The organism is Streptomyces sp. NPDC001056 (assembly GCF_053598955.1).
Window position 1 is genome coordinate 54,169 of record NZ_JBSFLI010000021.1, and the last position, 22,722, is coordinate 76,890.

General features: G+C 74.8%; 17 protein-coding genes and 2 pseudogenes. 14 read left to right on the forward strand and 5 right to left on the reverse strand.

Annotated elements, in window-relative coordinates:
• The first annotated feature begins 50 nt into the window (after nt 1-50).
• From ACWDD7_RS24075 to cobI, 7 genes are read left to right on the forward strand one after another with little or no spacing between them, the layout of a single operon-like run.
• On the forward strand, nt 51-1,004 hold the full coding sequence (locus ACWDD7_RS24075) for a cobalamin biosynthesis protein (RefSeq protein WP_351865412.1): 954 nt from the start codon (nt 51-53) through the stop codon (nt 1,002-1,004).
• On the forward strand, nt 1,001-2,509 hold the full coding sequence (locus tag ACWDD7_RS24080; RefSeq protein ID WP_450458864.1) for a cobyric acid synthase: 1,509 nt from the start codon (nt 1,001-1,003) through the stop codon (nt 2,507-2,509). The genes ACWDD7_RS24075 and ACWDD7_RS24080 overlap by 4 nt, the downstream gene beginning before the upstream one ends.
• A complete protein-coding gene (gene cobN, locus ACWDD7_RS24085) occupies nt 2,506-6,162 on the forward strand; it encodes a cobaltochelatase subunit CobN (RefSeq protein WP_450458866.1) in 3,657 nt (1,218 codons plus the stop codon). The genes ACWDD7_RS24080 and cobN overlap by 4 nt, the downstream gene beginning before the upstream one ends.
• Nucleotides 6,159-8,171, forward strand: a complete 2,013-nt coding sequence (locus tag ACWDD7_RS24090; RefSeq protein WP_450458867.1) for a putative cobaltochelatase — start codon at nt 6,159-6,161, stop codon at nt 8,169-8,171. The genes cobN and ACWDD7_RS24090 overlap by 4 nt, the downstream gene beginning before the upstream one ends.
• On the forward strand, nt 8,171-8,770 hold the full coding sequence (gene cobO, locus ACWDD7_RS24095) for a cob(I)yrinic acid a,c-diamide adenosyltransferase (RefSeq protein WP_351865401.1): 600 nt from the start codon (nt 8,171-8,173) through the stop codon (nt 8,768-8,770). The genes ACWDD7_RS24090 and cobO overlap by 1 nt, the downstream gene beginning before the upstream one ends.
• Nucleotides 8,767-10,194: a cobyrinate a,c-diamide synthase gene (locus ACWDD7_RS24100; RefSeq protein ID WP_450458909.1), complete on the forward strand. Its 1,428-nt coding sequence runs from the start codon at nt 8,767-8,769 to the stop codon at nt 10,192-10,194. Before cobO ends, ACWDD7_RS24100 begins: the two co-directional genes overlap by 4 nt.
• Nucleotides 10,191-10,922: a precorrin-2 C(20)-methyltransferase gene (gene cobI, locus ACWDD7_RS24105; RefSeq protein ID WP_392211421.1), complete on the forward strand. Its 732-nt coding sequence runs from the start codon at nt 10,191-10,193 to the stop codon at nt 10,920-10,922. The genes ACWDD7_RS24100 and cobI overlap by 4 nt, the downstream gene beginning before the upstream one ends.
• A 23-nt stretch (nt 10,923-10,945) precedes the next feature.
• On the opposite strand, the gene ACWDD7_RS24110 is transcribed toward cobI, so the two are convergent.
• A complete protein-coding gene (locus ACWDD7_RS24110) occupies nt 10,946-11,677 on the reverse strand; it encodes a ZIP family metal transporter (RefSeq protein ID WP_351865396.1) in 732 nt (243 codons plus the stop codon).
• Between the two features lie 119 nt (nt 11,678-11,796).
• Here ACWDD7_RS24110 and cobM point away from each other — a divergent pair, with 119 nt between their 5' ends.
• The 7 genes and pseudogenes from cobM (at nt 11,797) to cobC (ending at nt 18,660) form a co-directional block, all read left to right on the forward strand.
• On the forward strand, nt 11,797-12,681 hold the full coding sequence (gene cobM, locus ACWDD7_RS24115; protein WP_450458869.1) for a precorrin-4 C(11)-methyltransferase: 885 nt from the start codon (nt 11,797-11,799) through the stop codon (nt 12,679-12,681).
• Nucleotides 12,678-13,313 (forward strand): annotated as a pseudogene (gene cbiE / locus ACWDD7_RS24120) (precorrin-6y C5,15-methyltransferase (decarboxylating) subunit CbiE); the annotation flags it as partial. The gene cobM and the pseudogene cbiE, both read left to right, overlap by 4 nt.
• A gap of 468 nt (nt 13,314-13,781) precedes the next feature.
• Nucleotides 13,782-14,414: pseudogene (cbiT, locus tag ACWDD7_RS24125) on the forward strand (precorrin-6Y C5,15-methyltransferase (decarboxylating) subunit CbiT); the annotation flags it as partial.
• Nucleotides 14,411-16,126: a precorrin-3B C(17)-methyltransferase gene (cobJ, locus tag ACWDD7_RS24130; protein ID WP_450458870.1), complete on the forward strand. Its 1,716-nt coding sequence runs from the start codon at nt 14,411-14,413 to the stop codon at nt 16,124-16,126. The pseudogene cbiT and the gene cobJ, both read left to right, overlap by 4 nt.
• On the forward strand, nt 16,123-16,710 hold the full coding sequence (locus ACWDD7_RS24135; RefSeq protein WP_351865389.1) for a precorrin-8X methylmutase: 588 nt from the start codon (nt 16,123-16,125) through the stop codon (nt 16,708-16,710). Before cobJ ends, ACWDD7_RS24135 begins: the two co-directional genes overlap by 4 nt.
• Complete coding sequence (locus ACWDD7_RS24140) at nt 16,707-17,612, forward strand: sirohydrochlorin chelatase (protein ID WP_450458871.1); 906 nt, start codon at nt 16,707-16,709, stop codon at nt 17,610-17,612. Before ACWDD7_RS24135 ends, ACWDD7_RS24140 begins: the two co-directional genes overlap by 4 nt.
• Nucleotides 17,590-18,660: an Rv2231c family pyridoxal phosphate-dependent protein CobC gene (gene cobC, locus ACWDD7_RS24145; RefSeq protein ID WP_450458872.1), complete on the forward strand. Its 1,071-nt coding sequence runs from the start codon at nt 17,590-17,592 to the stop codon at nt 18,658-18,660. The genes ACWDD7_RS24140 and cobC overlap by 23 nt, the downstream gene beginning before the upstream one ends.
• 192 nt (nt 18,661-18,852) lie before the next feature.
• On the opposite strand, the gene ACWDD7_RS24150 is transcribed toward cobC, so the two are convergent.
• The 4 genes from ACWDD7_RS24150 to ACWDD7_RS24165 all read right to left on the reverse strand — a co-directional run bounded on the left by ACWDD7_RS24150 (nt 18,853) and on the right by ACWDD7_RS24165 (nt 22,719).
• Nucleotides 18,853-19,809, reverse strand: coding sequence for an SCO1860 family LAETG-anchored protein (locus ACWDD7_RS24150; RefSeq protein ID WP_450458873.1), 957 nt, complete (start codon nt 19,807-19,809; stop codon nt 18,853-18,855).
• A 176-nt stretch (nt 19,810-19,985) separates the two neighbouring features.
• Nucleotides 19,986-21,077, reverse strand: a complete 1,092-nt coding sequence (locus tag ACWDD7_RS24155) for an amidohydrolase family protein (protein WP_450458874.1) — start codon at nt 21,075-21,077, stop codon at nt 19,986-19,988.
• 17 nt (nt 21,078-21,094) lie between these two features.
• On the reverse strand, nt 21,095-21,889 hold the full coding sequence (locus ACWDD7_RS24160; protein WP_351865374.1) for an amino acid ABC transporter ATP-binding protein: 795 nt from the start codon (nt 21,887-21,889) through the stop codon (nt 21,095-21,097).
• Nucleotides 21,886-22,719: an amino acid ABC transporter permease gene (locus ACWDD7_RS24165; RefSeq protein ID WP_351865371.1), complete on the reverse strand. Its 834-nt coding sequence runs from the start codon at nt 22,717-22,719 to the stop codon at nt 21,886-21,888. The genes ACWDD7_RS24160 and ACWDD7_RS24165 overlap by 4 nt, the downstream gene beginning before the upstream one ends.
• Between the last annotated feature and the right edge of the window lie 3 nt (nt 22,720-22,722).

Here is a 22,722-nt window from a genome sequence, read left to right on the forward strand (position 1 = left end):
AAGGACCAGTACCAGGACCACTGCCGCGGTACCCACGGCCCACTGAGCCGATGGACGCCGATCGCAGATACGCGTACGGCGCCGCCGCCGGACTCCTCGGCGACCTCCTCCTCGGCGATCCCCGCCGGGGACATCCGGTCGCCGCGTTCGGGCGTGCGGCCGCCGCCGCCGAGGGCGCGTTGTGGCACGACCACCGCGGCTGGGGCGCCCTGCACACCACCGTGTGCGCCGGTGGCGCCGTCGCGCTCGGAGCGCTGGCCACGCGTGCCGTCCGCCCCTCCCCCGCCGCCTCCGTCGCGCTGACCGCCGCGGCCACCTGGGCCGTCGTCGGCGGTACCTCGCTCGCCCGCGAGGCCCAGGCCATCGGGCGCGCGCTCGCGGCCGGGGACGTCGAGGCGGCCCGCGCCCGGCTGCCGCACCTGTGCGGCCGCGACCCGCAGGCGCTGGACGCCGACGGCATCGCGCGGGCCGTGGTCGAGTCGGTCGCCGAGAACACCTCCGACGCGGTCGTGGGCGCCCTGGTGTGGGGCGCGGCCGCCGGGGTGCCGGGGCTGCTCGGCTTCCGGGCCGTCAACACCCTGGACGCGATGGTGGGTCACAGGTCCCGCCGCTACCGCCGCTTCGGCTGGGCGGCCGCGCGCCTGGACGACGTGGCCGGCTGGCCGGGGGCCCGGCTGACCGCCGTCCTCGCGGCCGCGGCCGGACCCGATCCGCGGGGCGCCGTACGGGCGTGGCGCGCGGACGCCCGCAGGCATCCGAGCCCCAACGCCGGTCCGGTGGAGGCCTCCTTCGCGGGCGCCCTCGGCGTGCGCCTCGGCGGCACCCTCTCCTACGGCGGACGCGTCGAGCACCGCCCGGTCCTCAACGGCGCCACCGGACGGGCCGTGCGGGTTCCCGACATCGACCGGGCGGTACGGCTGTCCCGCCGCGTCGGCCTGCTCGCGCTCGGCACCACGCTCGCCGCGCGCCTCCTCGTCAACGGACTGAAGGGACGCGGGAAGTGAACGGTGGTCTCCTCGTCGCCGGCACCACCTCCGACGCCGGCAAGAGCGTCGTGACGGCCGGGATCTGCCGGTGGCTGGTGCGCCGGGGCGTGAAGGTGGCGCCGTTCAAGGCGCAGAACATGTCCCTGAACTCCTTCGTCACCCGCGAGGGCGCCGAGATCGGGCGGGCCCAGGCCATGCAGGCCCAGGCATGCCGGATCGAGCCGACCGCGCTGATGAACCCCGTCCTGCTCAAGCCGGGCGGCGAGCAGAGCAGCCAGGTGGTGCTGCTGGGCAGGCCGGTGGGCGAGATGAGCGCGCGCGGCTACCACGGCGGGCGCCAGCAGCGGCTGCTGGGCACGGTGCTGGACTGCCTGACCGAGCTGCGGAGCCGGTACGACGCGGTGATCTGCGAGGGCGCGGGCAGCCCGGCGGAGATCAATCTGCGCCGGACCGACATCGTCAACATGGGGATCGCGCGGGGTGCCCGGCTGCCCGTGCTCGTCGTCGGCGACATCGACCGCGGCGGCGTCTTCGCCTCCTTCTTCGGCACCCTCGCCCTGCTCTCGCCCGAGGACCAGGAGCTGGTCGCCGGGTTCCTGGTGAACAAGTTCCGCGGCGACGTCTCGCTGCTGGAGCCCGGGTTGGACATGCTCCGGGGCCTGACCGGGCGGCGGACGTACGGCGTGCTGCCGTACCGGCACGGGCTCGGGATCGACGAGGAGGACGGGCTGCGCGTCTCCCTGCGGGGCGCGGTGCGCGAGTCGGTCGTCGCTCCCCCGCTCGGCGAGGACGTGCTGCGGGTCGCCGTGTGCGCGATCCCGCTGATGTCCAACTTCACGGACGTGGACGCGCTGGCCGCCGAGCCCGGTGTGGTGGTGCGGTTCGTGGACCGCCCGGAGGAGCTGGCCGACGCGGACCTGGTCGTCGTCCCCGGCACCCGGGGCACGGTGCGGGCGCTTCGGTGGCTGCGCGAACGGGGCCTCGCCGACGCGCTCGCCCGGAGGGCCGCCGAGCACCGGCCCGTTCTCGGCATCTGCGGCGGCTTCCAGATCCTCGGCGAGCACATCGAGGACGAGGTGGAGTCGCGGGCCGGCGCGGTCCCCGGGCTCGGGCTGCTGCCCGTGCGGGTGCGCTTCGCCCGCAAGAAGACCCTCACCCGCCCGTCCGGGCGGGCCCTCGGCGAGCCGGTCGAGGGGTACGAGATCCACCACGGCGTCGCCCGGGTCACCGGCGGTGAAGCCTTCCTGGACGGCTGCCGGGCCGGCCAGACCTGGGGCACCCACTGGCACGGCTCGCTGGAGTCGGACGGCTTCCGCCGGGCCTTCCTGCGCGAGGTGGCCGCCGCCGCGGGCCGCCGCTTCACCCCCGCGCCCGACACGTCCTTCGCCGCGCTGCGCGAGGAGCAGCTCGACCGGCTCGGCGACCTGATCGAACAGCACGCGGACACCGACGCGCTGTGGCGGCTCATCGAGTCCGGCGCGCCGCGAGGACTGCCCTTCATCCCACCGGGAGCGCCCGCATGAGCACAGTGTTGTTGTTGTCGACCGCCGACACGGATCTGCTGGCGGCCCGGGCCTCCGGCGCCGGCTATCTGATCGGCAACCCCACCCGCGTCGACGTCACCGGGGAACTGCCGCGGCTGCTGGAGCGCGCGGACCTCGCCGTCGTACGACTGCTCGGCGGCAGGCGCGCCTGGGAGGAGGGGCTGGCCGCGCTGAAGGCGTCCGGCGTGCCCGCGGTGCTGCTGGGCGGCGAGACGGTGCCGGACGCGGAGCTGATGGCCGAGTCCACCGTGCCCGCCGGCGTGGTGGCGGAGGCGCTGCGCTATCTGGTCGAGGGCGGACCCGACAACCTGCGCGAGCTGTCCCGGTTCCTGTCCGACACCGTGCTGCTGACCGGCGAGGGCTTCGAGGAGCCGCGCCGGATGCCGGAGTACGGCGTCCACGGCGCGTACGGGGTCCAGGCCGGCCGTCCGACCGTGGGCGTGCTCTTCTACCGGGCCCATGAACTCGGCGGCAACACCGCCTTCGTGGACACCCTGTGCGCGGCGATCGAGGCACGGGGTGCCAACGCCCTCCCGGTGTACTGCGGTTCGCTGCGGGGCGCGGACGCGGGGCTGTACGAGCTGCTGGGCCGGGCCGACGCGCTGGTCGCCACCGTGCTCGCGGCGGGCGGCACGCACGCGTCGGAGGCGTCGGCGGGCGGCGACGAGGAGGCCTGGGACATCGGGGCGCTGGCCGACCTCGACATCCCTGTCCTGCAAGGGCTCTGCCTCACCTCCTCGCGCGCGGCGTGGGACGGGTCGGACGCGGCCCTGTCCCCCATGGACGCCGCGATGCAGGTCGCCATCCCGGAGTTCGACGGCCGGCTGATCACCGTGCCGTTCTCCTTCAAGGAACAGGGCCCCGACGAGGTCCCGGTGTACGTCGCCGACCCCGAGCGGGCCGCGCGGGTGGCCGGGATCGCCGTGCGGCACGCGCGGCTCCGGCACAAGCCGAACGCCGAGAAGCGGGTCGCGCTGGTCTTCACCGCGTACCCGACCAAGCACTCCCGGGTCGGCAACGCGGTCGGCCTGGACACGCCCGCGTCGGCGGTCCGGGTGCTGGACGCGCTGCGGGACGCCGGGTACGCGCTCACCGCGTACCCCTCCGGCGGCGACGAGTTGATCCACCGGCTCATCGAGGCGGGCGGTCATGACGTGGAGTGGCTGACCGAGGAGCAGTTGGCCGCCGCGCCCGCGCGGGTGCCGCTGGCCGACTACCGGGCCTGGTTCGAGAAGCTGGACCCCGAGCTGCGGGCGGCGATGACCGAGGCGTGGGGCGAGCCGCCGGGCGACCTCTACGTGGACGGCGACGACATCGTGCTGGCGTCCCTCCGGTTCGGCAACGTGGTCGTGATGATCCAGCCGCCGCGTGGCTTCGGCGAGAACCCGATCGCGATCTACCACGACCCCGACATGCCGCCCTCCCACCACTACATGGCGGCCTACCGCTGGCTGGAGCACGGCTTCGGCGCGGACGCGATCGTGCACATGGGCAAGCACGGCACGATGGAGTGGCTGCCGGGCAAGGGCCTCGGCCTGTCGCGCGGCTGCGCGCCGGACGCGGTGCTCGGCGAACTGCCGCTGGTCTACCCGTTCATCGTCAACGACCCCGGCGAGGGCACCCAGGCCAAGCGACGCGGGCACGCCACGGTGGTGGACCATCTGGTGCCGCCGATGGCCCGCGCGGACACCTACGGCGACCTCGCCAAGCTGGAGCAGCTGCTGGACGAGTACGCGCTCGTCTCCGACCTCGACCCGGTCAAGGCCCCGGCCGTCCGCGCCCAGATCTGGACCCTGGTCAAGGCGGCCGAGCTCCACCACGACCTGCACGTGGACGAGCAGCCGGACGACGACGACTTCGACGAGTTCGTCATGCACATCGACGGCTATCTGTGCGAGATCAAGGACGTCCAGATCCGCGACGGGCTGCACATCCTGGGCGGCGGCCCGGTCGGCGAGCCCCGCGTCAACCTCGTCCTCGCCGTGCTGCGCGCCGCCCAGGTGTGGGGCGGCCGGGCGAACGCGCTGCCGGGCCTCAGGGCCTGCCTGGCGGCCCGTTTCGGGCTGGTGGAGAAGGAGTTGCTGGCCGAGCCGGGCGCGCCGGTGAAGGTGCCGGTGGAGCTGACGGACCTGGTGGACGGTCCGGCGCGGACGGCCGCCGACGCGATCGACCTGCTGGAGCAGTTGTGCCGCCGGGTCGCGGAGGGGATGGAGGAGCGGGGCTGGGAACGCCCGGCCGTGCGGGACGTCGTACGGGACGTGCTCGGCGGTGTCGAACCGGCGGAGGCGGTGGCCGTGCTGGAGTTCGCGTGCGACGAGGTCGTACCGCGCCTCGCGCGGACGACGGACGAGATCGGGCACATCCTGCGGGCGCTGGACGGCGGTTACGTCCCCGCGGGCCCTTCCGGCTCACCGACGCGCGGCCTGGTGAACGTCCTGCCGACCGGCCGCAACTTCTACTCCGTCGACCCCAAGGCGATTCCCTCCAGGCTGAGTTGGGAGGTCGGGCAGTCGCTCGCGGACTCGTTGGTGCAGCGGTATCTGGCCGACACCGGCGCGTACCCGAAGTCCGTCGGCCTGACGGTGTGGGGCACGTCCGCGATGCGTACCCAGGGCGACGACATCGCCGAGATCCTCGCCCTCCTCGGCTGCCGCCCGGTCTGGGACGACGCCTCGCGCCGGGTGACGGGCTTCGAGGTGGTCCCCCTGGACGAGCTGGGGCGCCCCCGCATCGACGTCACGGTCCGCATCTCCGGCTTCTTCCGGGACGCGTTCCCGCACGTGGTCGGGCTGATCGACGACGCGGTGCGCGCGGTGGCCGAGCTGGCGGAGCCGGACGAGTCCAACTACGTACGGGCTCACGTACGGGAGGACAGCGCCGGGCACGGCGACCGGCGCCGGGCGACGGCCCGCATCTTCGGCTCCAAGCCGGGGGCGTACGGCGCGGGGCTGCTGCCGCTGATCGACGCGCGGAACTGGCGGAGCGACGCGGACCTCGCCGAGGTGTACGCCGTCTGGGGCGGTTACGCGTACGGGCGGGGTCTGGACGGGCGGCCGGCGCGCGGCGACATGGAGACGGCGTTCCGGCGGATCGCGGTGGCGGCGAAGAACGTCGACACCCGCGAGCACGACCTGGTCGACGCCGACGACTACTTCCAGTACCACGGCGGCATGGTCGCCATGGTGCGGCATCTGACGGGGACCAACCCCGAGGCGTACGTGGGCGATTCGGCCGTGCCGGACCAGGTGCGGACCCGCACGCTCGGCGAGGAGACGCACCGCGTGTTCCGGGCGCGGGTGGTCAACCCGCGCTGGATGGCGGCGATGCGCAGGCACGGCTACAAGGGCGCCTTCGAGATGGCGGCGACCGTGGACTACCTGTTCGGGTACGACGCCACGGCGGGCGTGGTCGACGACTGGATGTACGAGCGGTTGTCGGCCGAGTACGTCTTCGACCCGGAGAACCGGGACTTCATGAAGAAGTCCAACCCGTGGGCCCTGCGGGGCATCACCGAGCGGCTCCTGGAGGCGGCGGACCGGGGCCTGTGGGCCGAGCCGGACGCGGACACGCTGGAGCGGCTGCGCGCCACCTATCTGGAGCTGGAAGGCGACTTGGAGGGCGACGACCAGTGACCACCCCCTTTCCTTTCACGGCCGTTGTCGGCCAGGACGATCTGCGGCTCGCGCTGCTGCTGAACGCCGTGTCCCCGGCGGTCGGCGGCGTGCTGGTGCGTGGCGAGAAGGGCACCGCCAAGTCGACGGCGGTACGGGCCCTGTCGGCGCTGCTGCCGCAGGTGGCCGTGGTGCCCGGGTGCCGGTTCTCCTGTGACCCGGGATCGCCGGACCCGGCGTGCCCCGACGGTCCGCACGAAGCGGGGCCGGGCGGCGAACGGCCCGCGCGGATGGTCGAGTTGCCCGTCGGCGCCTCGGAGGACCGACTGGTCGGCGCGCTGGACATCGAGCGGGCGCTCGCGGAGGGCGTGAAGGCGTTCGAGCCGGGCCTGCTGGCCGACGCGCACCGGGGCATCCTGTACGTGGACGAGGTCAACCTCCTGCACGACCACCTGGTCGACCTCCTGCTGGACGCCGCCGCGATGGGTGCCTCGTACGTGGAGCGCGAGGGCGTCTCCGTGCGGCACGCCTCGAAGTTCCTGCTCGTCGGGACCATGAACCCCGAGGAGGGCGAGCTGCGGCCACAGCTGCTGGACCGCTTCGGACTGACCGTGGAGGTCGCGGCCTCGCGGGAGCCGGAGCAGCGGGTGGAGGTCGTACGACGGCGGCTCGCGTACGACGACGACCCCGGCGGGTTCGCCGCGCGGTGGGCCGGCGAGGAGGCCGCCGTACGGCAGCGGATCGTGGCGGCACGGGAGCTGTTGCCGCGGGTGCGGCTGGGCGACGGGGCGCTGCGGCAGATCGCGGCGACCTGTGCGGCCTTCGAGGTGGACGGCATGCGCGCCGACATCGTGATGGCGCGTACGGCGACGGCGCTGGCCGCGTGGGCCGGGCGGACGGACGTGCTCGCGGAGGACGTACGGCAGGCGGCGCTGCTCGCGCTGCCGCACCGCAGGCGGCGCAACCCCTTCGACGCGCCGGGCCTGGACGAGGACAAGCTGGACGAGACGCTGGAGCAGTTCGCCGGGCAGGACGGCAAGGACGGCGAGGACGGGGACGGCGACGACGATCCCGACGGACCCGGCGGGGGCGGGCGGCCGGCGCCCGAATCCGGTCCCGAGGGCGGCGGGGACGCCGCGCAACGGCCGGAGGCCGGTGAGGGCGGGGAACCGCAGCCGGCCGGCGGGGGCGAGCAGTCGGCCGTACGCGCCGCCGAGCCGTTCCGGACCAAGGTGCTCAGCGTGCCCGGGATCGGGGAGGGTGCCGCGGGGCGGCGGTCGCGGGCGCGGACCGAGCACGGGCGGACCACCGGGGCGCGGCGGCCCCGAGGGGCCCTGACCAAGCTGCACCTGGCGGCGACCGTGCGGGCGGCGGCGCCGTACCAGCGGGCGCGGGGGCGGTCCGGGCCCGGACTGGTGGTCCGCCGGGACGATCTGCGGCAGGCGAGCCGGGAGGGGCGCGAGGGGAACCTCGTGCTGTTCGTCGTGGACGCCTCGGGGTCGATGGCGGCGCGGCAGCGGATGGGCGCGGTGAAGGGTGCCGTGCTGTCGCTGCTGCTCGACGCCTATCAGCGGCGGGACAAGGTGGGTCTGGTGACCTTCCGGGGTTCCGGTGCGCAGGTGGCGCTGCCGCCGACGTCCTCGGTGGACGCGGCGGCGGTACGGCTGGAGTCGCTGCCGACGGGCGGTCGTACGCCGCTCGCGGCCGGGCTGCTCAAGGCGCACGAGGTGCTGCGGGTGGAGCGGCTGCGGGATCCGGCGCGGCGGGCGCTGATGGTCGTGGTCACCGACGGCCGGGCCACGGGCGGTCCCGAGCCGGTGGCGCTCGCCGGGCGGGCGGCTCGGTTGTTCGCGGCCGAGGGGGTCGCCTCGGTGGTCGTGGACTGCGAGTCGGGTCCGGTGCGCCTCGGGCTCGCCGGGCGGCTGGCGGGTGAACTGGGCGGGGCGCCGGTCACGTTGGACGAGCTGCGGGCGGACTCGATCGCCGGTCTGGTGCGGGATGTGCAGGGGACGTCGAGGAGGGTCGCGTAATGCCGCAGGGACAGCCGAGTGTCGTACCGGACGACGGACTGACGACGCGTCAGCGCCGTCAGCGTCCGCTGGTCGTGGTGCACACGGGCATCGGCAAGGGGAAGTCCACCGCCGCGTTCGGGCTCGCGCTGCGGGCCTGGAACCAGGGGTGGCCCATCGGGGTGTTCCAGTTCGTCAAGTCGGCGAAGTGGAAGGTCGGCGAGGAGAACGCGCTGCGGGTGCTCGGCGCCTCCGGCGAGGGCGGGTCGGTCGCCTGGCACAAGATGGGCGAGGGCTGGTCCTGGGTGCAGCGGGACGCGCAGATGGACAACGAGGAGAAGGCGCGGGAGGGCTGGGAGCAGGTCAAACGGGATCTGGCGGCCCAGACGTACCGGCTGTACGTGCTCGACGAGTTCGCGTACCCGATGCACTGGGGGTGGGTGGACACCGACGAGGTCGTGGAGGTGCTGCGGAACCGGCCCGGCACCCAGCATGTGGTGATCACCGGACGCAACGCGCCGGCTCGGCTCGTGGACCTCGCGGATCTCGTGACCGACATGTCCAAGGTCAAGCACCCCATGGACGCGGGGCAGAAGGGCCAGAAGGGCATCGAGTGGTGAGGCCGTCGGTGCCCCGGCTGGTCATCGCCGCGCCGGCCTCCGGCAGCGGGAAGACCACGGTGGCCACGGGGCTGATGGCCGCGTTCGCCGCGCGGGGGCTCGCCGTGTCCCCGCACAAGGTGGGGCCGGACTACATCGATCCCGGGTATCACGCGCTCGCGACCGGGCGGGCCGGGCGGAACCTGGACGCGTACCTGTGCGGGCCGGAGCTGATCGCTCCGCTGTTCCTGCACGGGGCGCGGGGGTGCGACATCGCCGTGGTCGAGGGGGTGATGGGGCTGTACGACGGTGCGGCCGGGGAGGGCGAGCTGGCGTCCACCGCGCACGTGGCCAAGCTGCTGCGGGCGCCGGTGGTGCTGGTGGTGGACGCGTCGTCGCAGTCGCGCTCGGTGGCGGCGCTGGTGCACGGGTTCGTGTCGTGGGACCCGGAGGTGCGGGTCGGGGGCGTGATCCTGAACAAGGTGGGGTCCGACCGGCACGAGGAGTTGCTGCGGGAGGCGCTGGACGCGGTGGGGGTGCCGGTTCTGGGGGTGCTGCGGCGGGCTCCGCTGGTGGAGACGCCGTCCCGGCACCTGGGGTTGGTTCCGGTCGCCGAGCGGCGGGCTCTCGCGGTGGACGCCGTCTCGGAGATGGCGGCGTTGGTGTCCCGCGGCTGTGATCTGGCCGCGCTGGAGCGGCTGGCGCGTGCCGCGGGTGCCGTACCAGGGGCCGCCCCCTGGACCCCCGACTCGCCCGCCCACGACCACCCGTCCCGGTCGGCTCGGTCGGCTCGGTCGGCTGAAAGGCCGGAGGAGAAGTCGGCTCGGTCGGCCGAAGACGCGAAGCCGCGCGTCGCCGTCGCCGGTGGCTCCGCCTTCACCTTCTCCTACGCCGAGCACGCCGAGCTCCTCACCGCCGCCGGCGCCGAGGTCGTCACCTTCGATCCCCTGCGGGACGAGGAACTGCCCGAACACACCGCCGGGCTGGTCATCGGTGGCGGGTTCCCCGAGGTGTACGCCGCCGAGCTGTCGGCCAACGAGCCGCTGCGGAAGGCCGTGGCCGAACTGGCGCTGTCCGGGGCCCCGGTGGCCGCCGAGTGTGCCGGACTCCTCTACCTCTCCCGGGAGTTGGACGGCCGGCCGATGTGCGGGGTGCTGGACGCCGGCGCGCGGATGGCGGAGCGGCTCACGCTCGGGTACCGGGACGCCGTGGCCCTCGGGGACAGCGTCCTGGCCGGCGCGGGGACGCGGATGCGGGGGCACGAGTTCCATCGCACCGTGGTGGAGCCGGGCGCGGGGGCCGTGCCCGCCTGGGGGATCCGGGGCCGGGAGCGGCGGGTCGAGGGTTTTGTACAGCGGGGCGTGCACGCGAGTTATCTGCATACGCACTGGGCGTCCGAGCCCGGTGTCGCCCGTCGGTTCGTGGAGAGGTGCCGGACGTCATGAGCAGCAGGCTGATCGGGGTCGGGGTCGGGCCGGGCGACCCGGAGCTGGTGACCGTGAAGGGGGTCAACGCGCTGCGGGCGGCCGAGGCGGTCGTCGTACCCGTGATGGACACGGGTGAACGCGGGCGGGCCGAGGCGACCGTGGCGCACTACGTGCCCGGGGAGCGGATCGTCCGGGTGGTGTTCGCGCTGAACGAGCGGACCGACCGGGCGCGCCGGGAGGCCGCCTGGGACGCGGCGGGCGCGCGGGTCGCGGAGCTGCTGGGGCGGCACGGGTCGGTCGCGTTCGCGACCATCGGGGACCCCAACGTGTACTCGACGTTCACGTACCTCGCGCAGACCGTCGCGGAGCTGGTGCCCGGGGTCGTCGTGGAGACCGTGCCGGGGATCACCGCCATGCAGGACCTCGCGGCGCGTTCCGGTGCCGTGCTGACCGAGGGCACCGAGCCGCTGACGCTGGTGCCGGTGACGGCGGGCTCGGCGGTGCTGGAGGAGGCGCTGGCGGGGCCGGGGACGGTCGTGGCGTACAAGTTCGGGCGGCAGGCCGCCGAGGTGGCCGGGGCGCTGGCGCGGACCGGGCGGCTGGAGGACGCCGTGTGGGGGTCGGCGCTGGGGCTGCCGGAGGAGTCGGTGCGGCCGGCCGCCGAGCTGGACGGTTCGCCGTTGCCGTACCTGTCGACGCTGATCGCGCCCCCGCGGCGGGACCGCGGGCGGGGCGGGAAGCTGTGAACCGCGCGTGGCCGCCGGCGCGGTCAGCCGGAGACGCCGACCACGAGCCAGATGAACGCCGCCCCGGCCACCGTGCACAGCAGGGTGGAGCGGGCCGGGTGCTCGTGATGGGCCTCGGGCAGGATCTCGGCGGCGGCGAGGTAGAGCAGGACGCCGCCGAAGAGGCCGAGATAGCCGCCGAGCACCGGTTCGGGGATGTGGAAGAAGACGGTCGACAGCGCGCCCACCAGGGGTGCGCAGGCGTCGGCGAGCAGCATCCCGAGGGCGCGGCGGCGGGCGTTGCCGTACAGGCTGGTGATGGTGAAGGTGTTGAAGCCGTCGGCGAAGTCATGGGCGATCACGGCGAGCGCGACGGCCGTGCCCATGCCGCCGCCGACCTGGAAGGCCGCGCCGATCGCGACGCCGTCCATGGCGCTGTGGCCCACCATCGCGCCGGCCGCGGTGAGGCCGACCTCGGGCGCCCGGTGGTGGTCGTGCTCGTCCCCGCCGTGGGCGGCCTGGCGCGCGGCGAGGGTGCGTTCCACGAGGTGGGCGAGGAGGAAGCCGGCCACGAAGAGCAGCAGGGCGGCGGGTACGCCGAAGATCTCGCGGTCGGCTGCGCGCAGTGCCTCCGGCAGCAGGTCCAGGCCGACCACGCCCAACATCAGACCGCCGGCGAGTCCCAGGACGAGATGCCGACGGTCGGTCACTCGCTGAGCCGTCCAGCCGCCGGCCAGCGTCATCAGGAACGCGCCGAGCGCGACGAAGACCGCCATAGGCACTTGCTATCCGATGAAGGCGCCTTCGCGCACATCGGGTACCTCGCATATCGCCTCGCATCCTGACATTTCACCCCGCTACTGCCGTGTGCTTTCCGTACGAGAGGACTTTCCCGATGGCCGACGCCGCCACCGACGCCACTGCCGACGCCCTTGCCGACGACACCGCGGCCGACGGCACTCCTGTGGACGTCTCCCCCGGCAAGGTGACCTTCGTCGGCGCGGGTCCCGGCGCCGCCGACCTGCTGACCTTCCGGGCCGCGCGGGCGATCGCGGCGGCGGACGTGGTGATCTGGGCGGCCAGCCTGGTCCAGGCGGAGGTCCTGGAGCACGCGCGCGCGGACGCGGAGGTGCTGGACTCGGCGGCCATGTCCCTGGAGGAGGTCGTCGCCGTCTACCGGCGGGCGCGCGCCGAGGGCCTGAAGGTGGCGAGGATCCACTCCGGCGACCCGGCACTGTGGGGCGGCACGCAGGAGCAGCTGGACCGGTGCGCGGAGATCGGCATCGCCACCGAGGTGGTGCCCGGGGTGTCGTCGTTCTCCGCCGTGGCGGCGCTCGCCCAGCGCGAGCTGACGATCCCCGAGGTCGCGCAGTCCGTGGTCCTCACCCGGCTCGGCGGCGGCAAGACGCCGATGCCGCCCGGGGAGGAGGTGCGCGAGTTCGCCCGGCACGGCACCACCATGGCGGTCTTCCTGTCGGCGGCGCGCAGCGGGCAGCTGGTGCGGGAGCTGCTGGAGGGCGGGTACCCGACGTCCACGCCGGTGATCGTCGCCCACCAGGCCACCTGGCCGGAGGAGCTGGTCGTGCGGTGCACGGTCGGCACGCTGGAGGAGACGGTCAAGGAGCACCGGCTCTGGAAGCACACCCTGTTCCTGGTCGGCCCGGCGCTGGACGCCCGGGGCACCCGCTCGCACCTCTACCACCCGGGTCACTTCCACGGCTTCCGCAAGGCCGACCCGGCCGCCCGGCGGGCGCTGCGCGAGCGAGGGGCGGGCAAGTGATCACCGTCGTCGGTACGGGGACGGGGGCGCCGCTCCCCGAGGACGTCACGGCGGGTGCCGCGCTCGTCGTCGGCGGGCGGCGGCACCTGGACTCGGTACGGCTGCCCGCCGGGGCCGAGCGGGTCGTGCTCGGCCCGCTGGCGCCCGCCCTGGACACCGTCGCCGAGTACGTCGCCGAGGGGCTGCCGGTGCTGGTGCTGGCCTCCGGGGACCCCGGCTTCTTCGGGATCGTCCGCGCGCTCGCCGAACGCTTCGGCGCCGAGCGTCTTTCGGTGCGCCCCGGGGTCTCCTCGGTGGCCACCGCGTTCGCCCGGCTCGGGCTGCCCTGGGACGACGCGGTGGTGGTCAGCGCCCACGGCAGGGCCCTGCGCACCGCCGTGCACGTCTGCCGCGCCCACCCGAAGGTCGCCGTGCTCACGGGACCGGGCGCCGGTCCCGCCGAACTGGGCGCCGCGCTGGCCGACCGCGACCGGCTGCTCGTCGTGGCGACGGCGCTGGGCGACCCGTCGCGGGAACGGGTGGAGCGGGTGACCCCCGCCCAGGCGGCGTCCCGCGACTGGGGCACGACGGTGAGCGTGGTCCTGTGCCTGGTCCCGGGGCCAGGGCTGGGGCTGACGACAACTCCGGCGGGGGCGGCCGACCCGGAACGGGCAGACGACCCCGTGCGGACAGCCGACCCCGTGCAGGCCGTCGGCCTGGTACCGGCAGGTGCCCCGGCGCAGACGACGGACCCCCTACGGACGGCCGACCCGGGGCGGACAACCGCCCCGGCACGGACAACCGACCCGGCACAACCCGTCGGCACGGCACAACCCGTCGGCCCGGCGCGGACAGCCGGACCGGAACGGGCGGTCGACGCGCCGCCTGCGGGCGGCGCCGATCAGATGCCCGGTCCGGGTCGGTCGCCCGGCCCTGAGCAGGCGTCCGCCCCGCGAGGGGGAGCCGATCCGCTGCCGACGACCGATCGGACGCGGACACCCGCCCCGGGGCGGACGACCGCCCCGCACGAGGCGATCGGCCCCCTCCCCGCAGCCGACCCGACGCGGACGCCCGTCCGGGGACAGACGACCACCCCCGTCCGGACGCCCCGCCTCCGCCCGGCCGTCGGGCCCCTCCGCGCTCTCGCCGGGGCGGCGCCCGGCCCCACCCGGTGGGCCCTGGAGGAAGCCGCGTTCGCCCACCGGGACTCGATGATCACCAAGTTCGAGGTGCGGGCGCTCGCGCTGGCTCGGCTCGGGCCGCGGCTCGGGGACCTGGTGTGGGACGTGGGGGCCGGGTCCGGGTCGGTCGCGGTGGAGTGTGCGCGGCTCGGCGCGGCCGTCGTCGCCGTCGAGAAGACCGCGGCGGGGGTGGCCCTGATCAAGGAGAACGCCCGCGCCCACGGCGTCGAGGTGGACGTCGTGCACGGCACCGCGCCCGAGGCGCTGGCCGGGCTCGCCGACGACCCGGACGCGGTGTTCGTCGGCGGCGGGGGGCGCGAGCTGCCCGCCGTGATCCGGGCGTGCGCGCCGCGCGCGCGGCGGACCGTGGTCGTGGCCATGGCCGCCCTGGACCGGGTGCCCGCGGCCCGCGAGGCGCTCGCCGCCGCCGGGTTCGGCTGCGACGGCGTGCTGCTGCATTCCTCGCGGCTCGCCCCGCTGCCGGGCGATGTGACCCGGCTCGCGGCGACCAACCCTGTGTTCCTGCTCTGGGGCGTCAGAACCCCTTTTCCCACCGAAGGAGTTGACCAGTGATCGGCCTGATTTCCGCCACCGCGGCGGGGGCGGCGGCACGGGACCGGCTGGCCGCGGCCTGGCCGGACCGTACCCGGGTGTACGAGGGCCCGGTCGGGGAGGCGGTGCGGGCCGCGTTCGCCGAGTGCGAGCAGCTGGTGTGCTTCCTCGCGACGGGCGCGACGGTACGACTCCTCGCGCCGCTGCTCGCCGGCAAGGCGGCCGACCCGGGCGTGGTCTGCGTGGACGAGGCCGGCCGGTTCGCGGTGTCGCTGCTCGGCGGACACGCCGGCGGCGCCAACGAACTCGCCCGGGACGTCGCCGGGTTGCTCGGCGCCGAGCCGGTCGTGACCACCGCCACGGACGCCGCCGGACTGGCCGGCCTGGACACGCTGGGCCTGCCCTGCGAGGGCGCCGTCGCCGCCGTGTCCCGGGCCCTGCTGGACGGCGAACCGGTCGCGCTCGTCACGGAGTCGGCGTGGCCGCTGCCGCCGCTGCCGGTCTCGCCGCAGGGGTCGTACACGATCCGGCTCACCGACCGGGACGTCCGCCCCGGCCCCCGGGACGTGCTGTTGCGGCCGCCGTCCCTCGTCGTGGGGGTCGGCGCGTCCAAGGGCGCGCCGGTGGACGAGGTGCTCGGTCTGATCGAGAGGACGCTCCGGGAGGCGGGTCTGTCCCCCCGTTCCATCGCCGAACTCGCCACCGTGGACGCCAAGTCGGCCGAGCCCGGCATCCTGGGTGCCGCCGAGCGGCTGGGCGTGCCCGTGGTGACGTACTCCGCCGAGGAGCTGGCGTCGGTCGAGGTGCCCAACCCCTCCGCCGCGCCCCTCGCCGCCGTCGGCACACCCTCGGTCGCGGAGGCGGCCGCGCTGCTGCGGGGCGGTGAACTCCTCGTCCCCAAGCGGAAGTCGGACGCCTCCCCGGCGATGGCGACCTGTGCCGTGGCGCGGCGCCCGGGGCGCGGGCGGCTCGCGGTGGTCGGGCTCGGGCCCGGCGCCCGGGACCTGCTCACCCCGCGCGCGACGGCCGAGCTGCGCCGGGCCTCGGTGCTGGTGGGGCTCGACCAGTACGTGGACCAGATCCGCGATCTGCTGCGTCCCGGCACCCGGGTGCTGGAGTCGGGGCTCGGTGCCGAGGAGGAGCGGGCCCGCACCGCCGTCGCGGAGGCCCGGCGCGGGCACGCCGTGGCGCTGATCGGCAGCGGGGACGCGGGCGTGTACGCCATGGCCTCGCCCGCGCTCGCCGAGGCGTCCGACGACATCGACGTGGTGGGGGTGCCCGGGGTGACGGCCGCGCTGGCCGCCGCCGCGATCCTGGGGGCGCCGCTGGGCCACGACCATGTCTCCATCAGCCTCTCCGACCTGCACACGCCGTGGGAGGTCATCGAGCGGCGGGTGCGGGCCGCGGCCGAGGCGGACCTCGTGGTCACCTTCTACAACCCCCGTTCGCGGGGCCGCGACTGGCAGCTGCCCAAGGCGCTCGGCATCCTCGCCGGGCACCGGACGCCGTCGACGCCCGTGGGTGTCGTACGCAACGCCTCGCGCCCGGACGGGTCGAGCCGGGTCACCACCCTCGCCGGGCTCGACCCGGCGACGGTCGACATGATGACGGTCGTCACCGTGGGGAACACCGCGACCCGCACGGTCGCCGGGCGCATGGTGACGCCGCGCGGCTACCGCTGGCAGGCCCCATCGGCAAGCGGCTCCGCGGCGGGCCGGGAGGAGGCCCGGTGAACCGGATCGTGCACCCCATCGAGCAGGAGTCCTTCCGGCGGCTGCGCGCCCGCCTGGACACCTCGCGCTTCCCGCCGCTGACCCGCGCCGTGGTGGAGCGGGTCATCCACTCCGCCGCCGACCTGGAGTACGCGGACGACCTCGTCCTGGCGGAGGCGGACCTGGTCCCGGCGCATGCCGCGCTGCACGCCGGGGCGCCGGTCGTGGTGGACGTGGAGATGGTCGCGGCCGGCATCACCCGGCGGCGGACCGTGTGCCGGCTGAAGGACGCCACGTCCGGCCCGGGGCTCACCCGTTCGGCGCACGCGGTCAGGCTCGCGTACGAGGAGGTCGGGCCCGGTGCCCTGTGGGTGATCGGCTGTGCGCCGACCGCCCTGGAGGAGCTGCTGACCCTGGACGCCGCCCCCGCGCTCGTCATCGGCCTGCCCGTCGGCTTCGTCGGCGCGGCCGAGTCCAAGGCCGCGCTGCGCGCGAGCGGGCTGCCCGCCGTGAGCAACGTGTCCGAGAAGGGCGGCTCGGCGGTCGCCGCCGCCGCGCTCAACGCCCTGCTGTACCACCCGATCCCGTCCGAGGAGACCCTGTGACCACCCCGCCCGCCCTGCTGATCGCCGGCCACGGCACCCGTGACGACGCCGGAGCCGAGGCGTTCCGCGCCTTCGTACGGGAGCTGGGCCGCCGCCGTCCCGACCTGCCCGTCGCGGGCGGCTTCATCGAGCTGTCCCCGCCGCCGCTCGGCGACGCCGTGGCCGAACTGGTGGAGCGGGGCGTGCGCCGGTTCGCCGCCGTGCCGCTGATGCTGGTGTCCGCCGGGCACGCCAAGGGCGACATCCCGGCCGCGCTGGCCCGCGAGAAGGAACGGCACCCGGGCATCTCCTACACCTACGGCCGCCCGCTCGGCCCGCACCCGGCACTGCTCGACGTGCTGGAGCGGCGCCTTGAGGAGGCGCTCGGCGGCCAGGACCGGTCCGGGGTGACCGTGCTGCTGGTCGGCCGCGGCTCCACGGACCCGGACGCCAACGCCGAGGTGTTCAAGGCGGCACGGCTGCTGTGGGAGGGCCGGGGGTACGCCGGTGTGGAGACGGCGTTCGTGTCGCTCGCGGCGCCGGACGTGCCGAGCGGCCTCGCCCGGTGCGCGGCGCTGGGGGCGCGCAGGATCGTCGTGCTCCCCTACTTCCTGTTCACCGGCGTCCTGCCGGACCGGGTGCGGCGGCAGACCGAGGAGTGGGCGGCCGCGCACCCGGATCTGGAGGTGCGCTCGGCGGACGTCATCGGCCCGGAGCCGGATTTGCTGGACCTGGTCCTCGAACGGTACGAGGAGGCCGTCGAGGGCGACCTGCGGATGAACTGCGACTCGTGCGTGTACCGGATCGCGATGCCGGGGTTCGAGGACAAGGTCGGGCTGCCGCAGCAGCCGCACTTCCACCCGGACGACGACGATCACGGGCACCACCACCACGGCGGGCATGCCCACGACCATGCGCACTGAGCACTGCCCCGGGCCCGACCTGCGGCATCACGGGGACGCCGAGGTACGGGACGACGGCGCGGCGCTGGTCGACCTCGCCGTCAACGTACGGTCGGACACGCCGCCGCAGTGGCTGCGCGCCCGGATCGCCGAGTCCCTGGCCTCCCTCGCGGCCTACCCGGACGGGCGGGCCGCCCGCGCGGCGGTGGCGCGGCGCCACGGGCTGCCGGCCGCGCGGGTGCTGATGACAGCGGGGGCGGCGGAGGCGTTCGTGCTGCTCGCCCGCGCGCTCAAGATCCGCCGACCGGTCGTCGTGCACCCGCAGTTCACCGAGCCGGAGGCGGCGCTGCGCGATGCCGGGCACACGGTGGAGCGGGTGCTGCTGCGGCCGCGGGACGGCTTCCGGCTGGATGCGGCGCTGGTGCCGGAGGAGGCCGATCTGGTGGTGATCGGCAATCCCACGAACCCCACGTCGGTCCTGCACCCGGCCGAGGAGATCACCCGACTGGCCCGTCCTGGACGGGTGTTGGTGGTCGACGAGGCGTTCATGGACCCGGTGCCGGGTGAGCGGGAGGCGCTGGCCGGGCGGACGGACGTGCCCGGTCTCGTGGTGCTGCGCAGCCTGACCAAGACCTGGGGGCTGGCGGGTCTGCGCATCGGCTATGTGCTGGCCGAGCCCGGGATCATCGAGGAGTTGGCGCGGGCCCAGCCGCTGTGGCCGGTGTCCACGCCCGCGCTGACCGCCGCCGAGGCGTGCGTGTCCCCGCGCGCCCTGGCCGAGGCGAGGCACGCGGCGCACCACATCGCCGTGGACCGGGCCCATCTGATCGCGGGCCTGTCCGCGCTGGCGTCCCGCGGGGTGCGGGTGGTGGAGCCGGCCGAGGCGCCCTTCGTGCTGGTCCGCGTCCCGGAGGCGGCCGCCGTACGACGACGGTTGCGCGACCTCGGCTACGCCGTGCGCCGCGGGGACACGTTCCCCGGGCTCGGCGCCGACTGGATACGGCTCGCCGTCCGCGACCGGGCCACGACGACCGGCTTCCTGGCCGCGCTGTCCACCGCGCTGGGCTGACGAGGCGCCGGAGAACCGTTCACGGCGTGGCCTTCGGACGGGTGAGCCGGTCGGCCGCCCGGCCCCTCCCCTCGCCCGCCGCCGGCCGAGCGTATGGACGGGTACGCCGCTGGTGAGGGGCGGGAGGCGGCGCCGCGTCCGGGACGACAGCACCCCGCGACGCGGGCCCCCGGCCCGCCCCTCCCCCCTGCGTCAGCTCCTGCGGCGGCGCGCCATCATCACCGCGCCCCCGCCCACCGCCAGCAGCGCCACCGCGCCGCCCGCGATGTACGGCGTCGCCGGATCGCCTCCCGTCTCCGCCAGGTCGGCGTCCGAGGCGCCGCCCTGCGGCTTCACGTCGGAGGCCGGGGCGTCCTTGGAGGTGGTGCCGGACCCGGGGTTCGCGCCGGACCCCGGGTCGTGGCTCTGGACCGGGTGGCCGGCGGGCGGGGCCATCGGGGACTCGCACGTGGCCTTGGCCAGCGTGACCGTGCCCTCGACGTCCGCGACGTTGAGCTTCAAGGGGTTGACGGAGACCTTGAGCTGGAGCGCGGTCGCGGCGGCCGTGCGGGACGTCGTGCTGTGCTGGGCCAGGTCGAGGCGGACCTCGCCGACGCCGGGCACCTTGACCTCGGTCGGGCCCCCGGCGGTGACCGTGACGCGGCGGCCGAGGACGGTGACCGTGCCGAGGATCTTCGCGTCGGCGCTCGGCGCCCTGCCGACCGCGCAGGTGGCCCGCGCGGTGACGGTGTCGACCTCGATCAGGGACAGCAAGGGCAGGCCGGGGACGTGCAGCTTGGCGTGGACGAGGCGGACGGAGCCCTCGGCGCGCCGGTCGGTGACGGTGGCCCGGGACTGGGCCACGTCGGCGTCGAGGACCGTGAACGGGTTGCCGTTCGCCACCCCGTCGAGGCGGGCGGACAGGGCGGTCCTGTCGGCGCTCTGCGGTGCTTCGACCTCGTTGAGTGAGACGGCGAGCGGGACGTCGACGGACTTGTCGAGCAGGGACACGTCGAGCCCGGCGTGCAGGACGGCCGCGGTGGCACGGCCGGGGTTCTCGGTCGCGTGCGCGGCGCCCGCACCCAGGACGGCGGGCGCGGTGGCCAGCGCGGCGACGGTCGCCGCGGCGGCGAGACGGCGTACGGGCAGGCGGAAGTTGGTGCTGTTCAAGGCGGCGGGACCCCCCACTTGGAACTGCTTGGGACCCGTCAACCTTGTCGTCAGTGTGGGTGAACGGTCAGCAAACCAGGGTCACTTCACTCAAACGTGGAGATTACGCACACCTCTTCGAATAATCGTGCACACGCGTTCCCCCCGCACGCCGCGGGCCCCGCTCGCACCTCCCCTTACTCGACGATCTCCCCGTTCAGCACCACCCGGCGCGGCGCCGCCAGTACCCCCACGTCCGCCCGGGGATCACCGTCGTACACCACGAGGTCGGCCGGTGCCCCCTCCTCCAGGCCGGGGCGGCCGAGCCACGCGCGCGCGGACCAGCTCGTCGCCGCGAGGGCCTCGATCGGCGGGATGCCCGCCGTGACCAGTTCGGCGACCTCGGCCGCGACCAGTCCGTGCGGCAGCGAGCCGCCGGCGTCCGTGCCGACGAACACCGGGATGCCGGCGTCGTACGCGGAGCGCACGGTGTCGTAGCGCCGCTCGTGCAGCCGGCGCATATGGGCCGACCAGCGCGGGAACTTGGTGTCGCCGCCGGCCGCGAGCTGCGGGAAGGTGGCGATGTTGACGAGGGTCGGGACGATGGCGACGCCCCGCTCGGCGAACAGCGGGATCAGGTCCTCGGTGAGGCCGGTGGCGTGCTCGACGCAGTCGATGCCCGCCTCGACCAGGTCGCGCAGGGAGTTCTCGGCGAAGCAGTGCGCGGTGACCCGGGCGCCGAGCCGGTGGGCCTCGGCGATCGCGGCCTCGACGGCCTCGCGGGGCCAGCAGGGCGAGAGGTCGCCGAGGTCGCGGTCGATCCAGTCGCCGACCAGCTTGACCCAGCCGTCGCCGCGCCGGGCCTCCTGGGCGACGTAGGCGACGAGGTCGTCCGGTTCGATCTCCCAGGCGTAGTTGCGGATGTAGCGGCGGGTGCGGGCGATGTGCCGGCCCGCCCGGATGATCTTCGGCAGGTCGGCGCGGTCGTCGATCCAGCGGGTGTCCGAGGGCGAGCCCGCGTCCCGGATCAGCAGGGTGCCCGCCTCCCGGTCGATGAGCGCCTGCTTCTCGGCGGTGTCCGCGTCGACCGGGCCGTGCGCGTCGAGGCCCACATGGCAGTGGGCGTCCACCAGTCCGGGCAGCGCCCACCCCTGGACGGTCCGGACGTCCCGGGCCCCGGCGGGACGGTCGTACGACACCCGGCCGCCGACCACCCACAGCTCGTCGCGTACGTCCTGCGGTCCGACGAGGACCCTGCCCTTCACATGCAGCACCGGCTGATCGCTCATACCGGCACCTTAGAGGGCTACGCCCGGTCGGTACCCGCCCGGTCCGCGACCCCCTCCTCCACCTCGGCCATCGCCGGGTCGAGGAGGCGGGAGAGGAAGTGGCGGGTGCGCTCGTGCCGCGGGGCGCCGATGACCTGCTCGGGGCGGCCGTCCTCCACGATCACACCGCCGTCCATGAAGACGACCCGGTCGGCGACCTCGCGGGCGAAGGTCATCTCGTGGGTGACGACCATCATCGTCATGCCCTCCCGCGCGAGCCCCCGCATCACCGCGAGGACGTCGCCGACCAACTCGGGGTCGAGGGCGGAGGTCGGCTCGTCGAAGAGCATCACCTCGGGGCCCATGGCGAGCGCGCGGGCGATGGCGACGCGCTGCTGCTGGCCGCCGGAGAGGGCGGACGGGAAGGCGTCCGCCTTCTCGGCGAGGCCGACGCGGGCCAGGTTCTCGGCCGCGACGCGGGCCGCCTGCGCCTTGTCGCGCTTGAGGACCCGGCGCTGGGGCAGCGTGAGGTTCTCGGTCACGCTGAGGTGCGGGAAGAGGTTGAACTGCTGGAAGACCATGCCGATGCGGCGCCGGACGGCGTCGATGTCGACGTCCGGATCGGTGATCTCGGTGCCGCCGACGAAGACCCGGCCCTCGGTCGGTTCCTCCAGCAGGTTCACGCAGCGCAGCAGCGTGGACTTGCCGGAGCCGGAGGGGCCGATGACGCAGACGACCTCGCCCTGGCCGATCTCCAGGTCGATGCCGCGCAGGACGTGGTTGTCGCCGAAGGACTTGCGCAGGCCCTGGACGCGGATCTCGGGGGTGGTCACCTGATCTCCTTGAGGGCCTTGGTTTCCATACGGCGTACGACGAGGCTCAGCGGGACCGTGATCAGCAGATAGCACAGGCCCGCGACCAGGATCGGCGTGGAGTTGGCGGTCTGGCTGGCCAGGTCGTTGCCGAACTTGGACAGTTCGCGCTGCTCCAGGGTGACCCCGAGGAACAGCACCAGCGAGGAGTCCTTGAAGAGCAGGACGAGTTCGTTGGTCAGCGGCGGCAGGATGATGCGGAACGCCTGCGGCAGGACGATCGAGACCATGGCCCGCGCGGGCGAGAAGCCGAGCGAGCGGGCCGCCTCCGTCTGCCCCTTGGGCACGGCCTGGATGCCCGCGCGGATGGTCTCCGCCATGTAGGCGGCGGAGACCAGTCCGAGCGCGACGGCGACCTTGCCGTAGGTGCCGCCCGGGTACTGGACGTCCGGGAAGGCCAGGGGCACGCCGACGCCGACGAAGATGAAGATCAGCAGCGCCGGCAGGCCGCGGAAGATCTCGATGTAGACGCCGGCGAGCCAGCGGTAGGGGCCCACGGAGGACAGCCGCATCAGCGCGATGACCATGCCGAGGGCCAGGCCGACGACGAATCCGGACAGCGTGTACAGCACGGTGTTCTTCAGGGCGACCGTGATGAGGTCCGGGAACAGCTGCCTGGCGATGCCGGGCTGCGCGAACTGGTTCTGCAGCCGCCCCCAGTCCGCGGTGAGCGCGAAGGCGATCACCGCGGCGGCGAGGACGGCGTACTGGGCGCCGCGCGAGAGCCTTCGCTTCTGCGTGCGCGTCAAACCCGTGCGTTTCGGCTGGACGCCGGTGTCCGTGTCGGCCATGGG

Excerpts from the sequence above, each read along its gene's own strand:
- ACWDD7_RS24075 (WP_351865412.1), top strand. The coding sequence starts at position 51 with ATGGACGCCGATCGCAGATACGCGTACGGCGCCGCCGCCGGACTCCTC.
- ACWDD7_RS24155 (WP_450458874.1), bottom strand. The coding sequence starts at position 21,077 with ATGAGCGATCAGCCGGTGCTGCATGTGAAGGGCAGGGTCCTCGTCGGA.
- cobM (WP_450458869.1), top strand. The coding sequence starts at position 11,797 with ATGGCCGACGCCGCCACCGACGCCACTGCCGACGCCCTTGCCGACGAC.
- ACWDD7_RS24110 (WP_351865396.1), bottom strand. The coding sequence starts at position 11,677 with ATGGCGGTCTTCGTCGCGCTCGGCGCGTTCCTGATGACGCTGGCCGGC.
- cobO (WP_351865401.1), top strand. The coding sequence starts at position 8,171 with ATGCCGCAGGGACAGCCGAGTGTCGTACCGGACGACGGACTGACGACG.
- cobC (WP_450458872.1), top strand. The coding sequence starts at position 17,590 with ATGCCCACGACCATGCGCACTGAGCACTGCCCCGGGCCCGACCTGCGG.
- cobI (WP_392211421.1), top strand. The coding sequence starts at position 10,191 with ATGAGCAGCAGGCTGATCGGGGTCGGGGTCGGGCCGGGCGACCCGGAG.
- ACWDD7_RS24165 (WP_351865371.1), bottom strand. The coding sequence starts at position 22,719 with ATGGCCGACACGGACACCGGCGTCCAGCCGAAACGCACGGGTTTGACG.
- cobN (WP_450458866.1), top strand. The coding sequence starts at position 2,506 with ATGAGCACAGTGTTGTTGTTGTCGACCGCCGACACGGATCTGCTGGCG.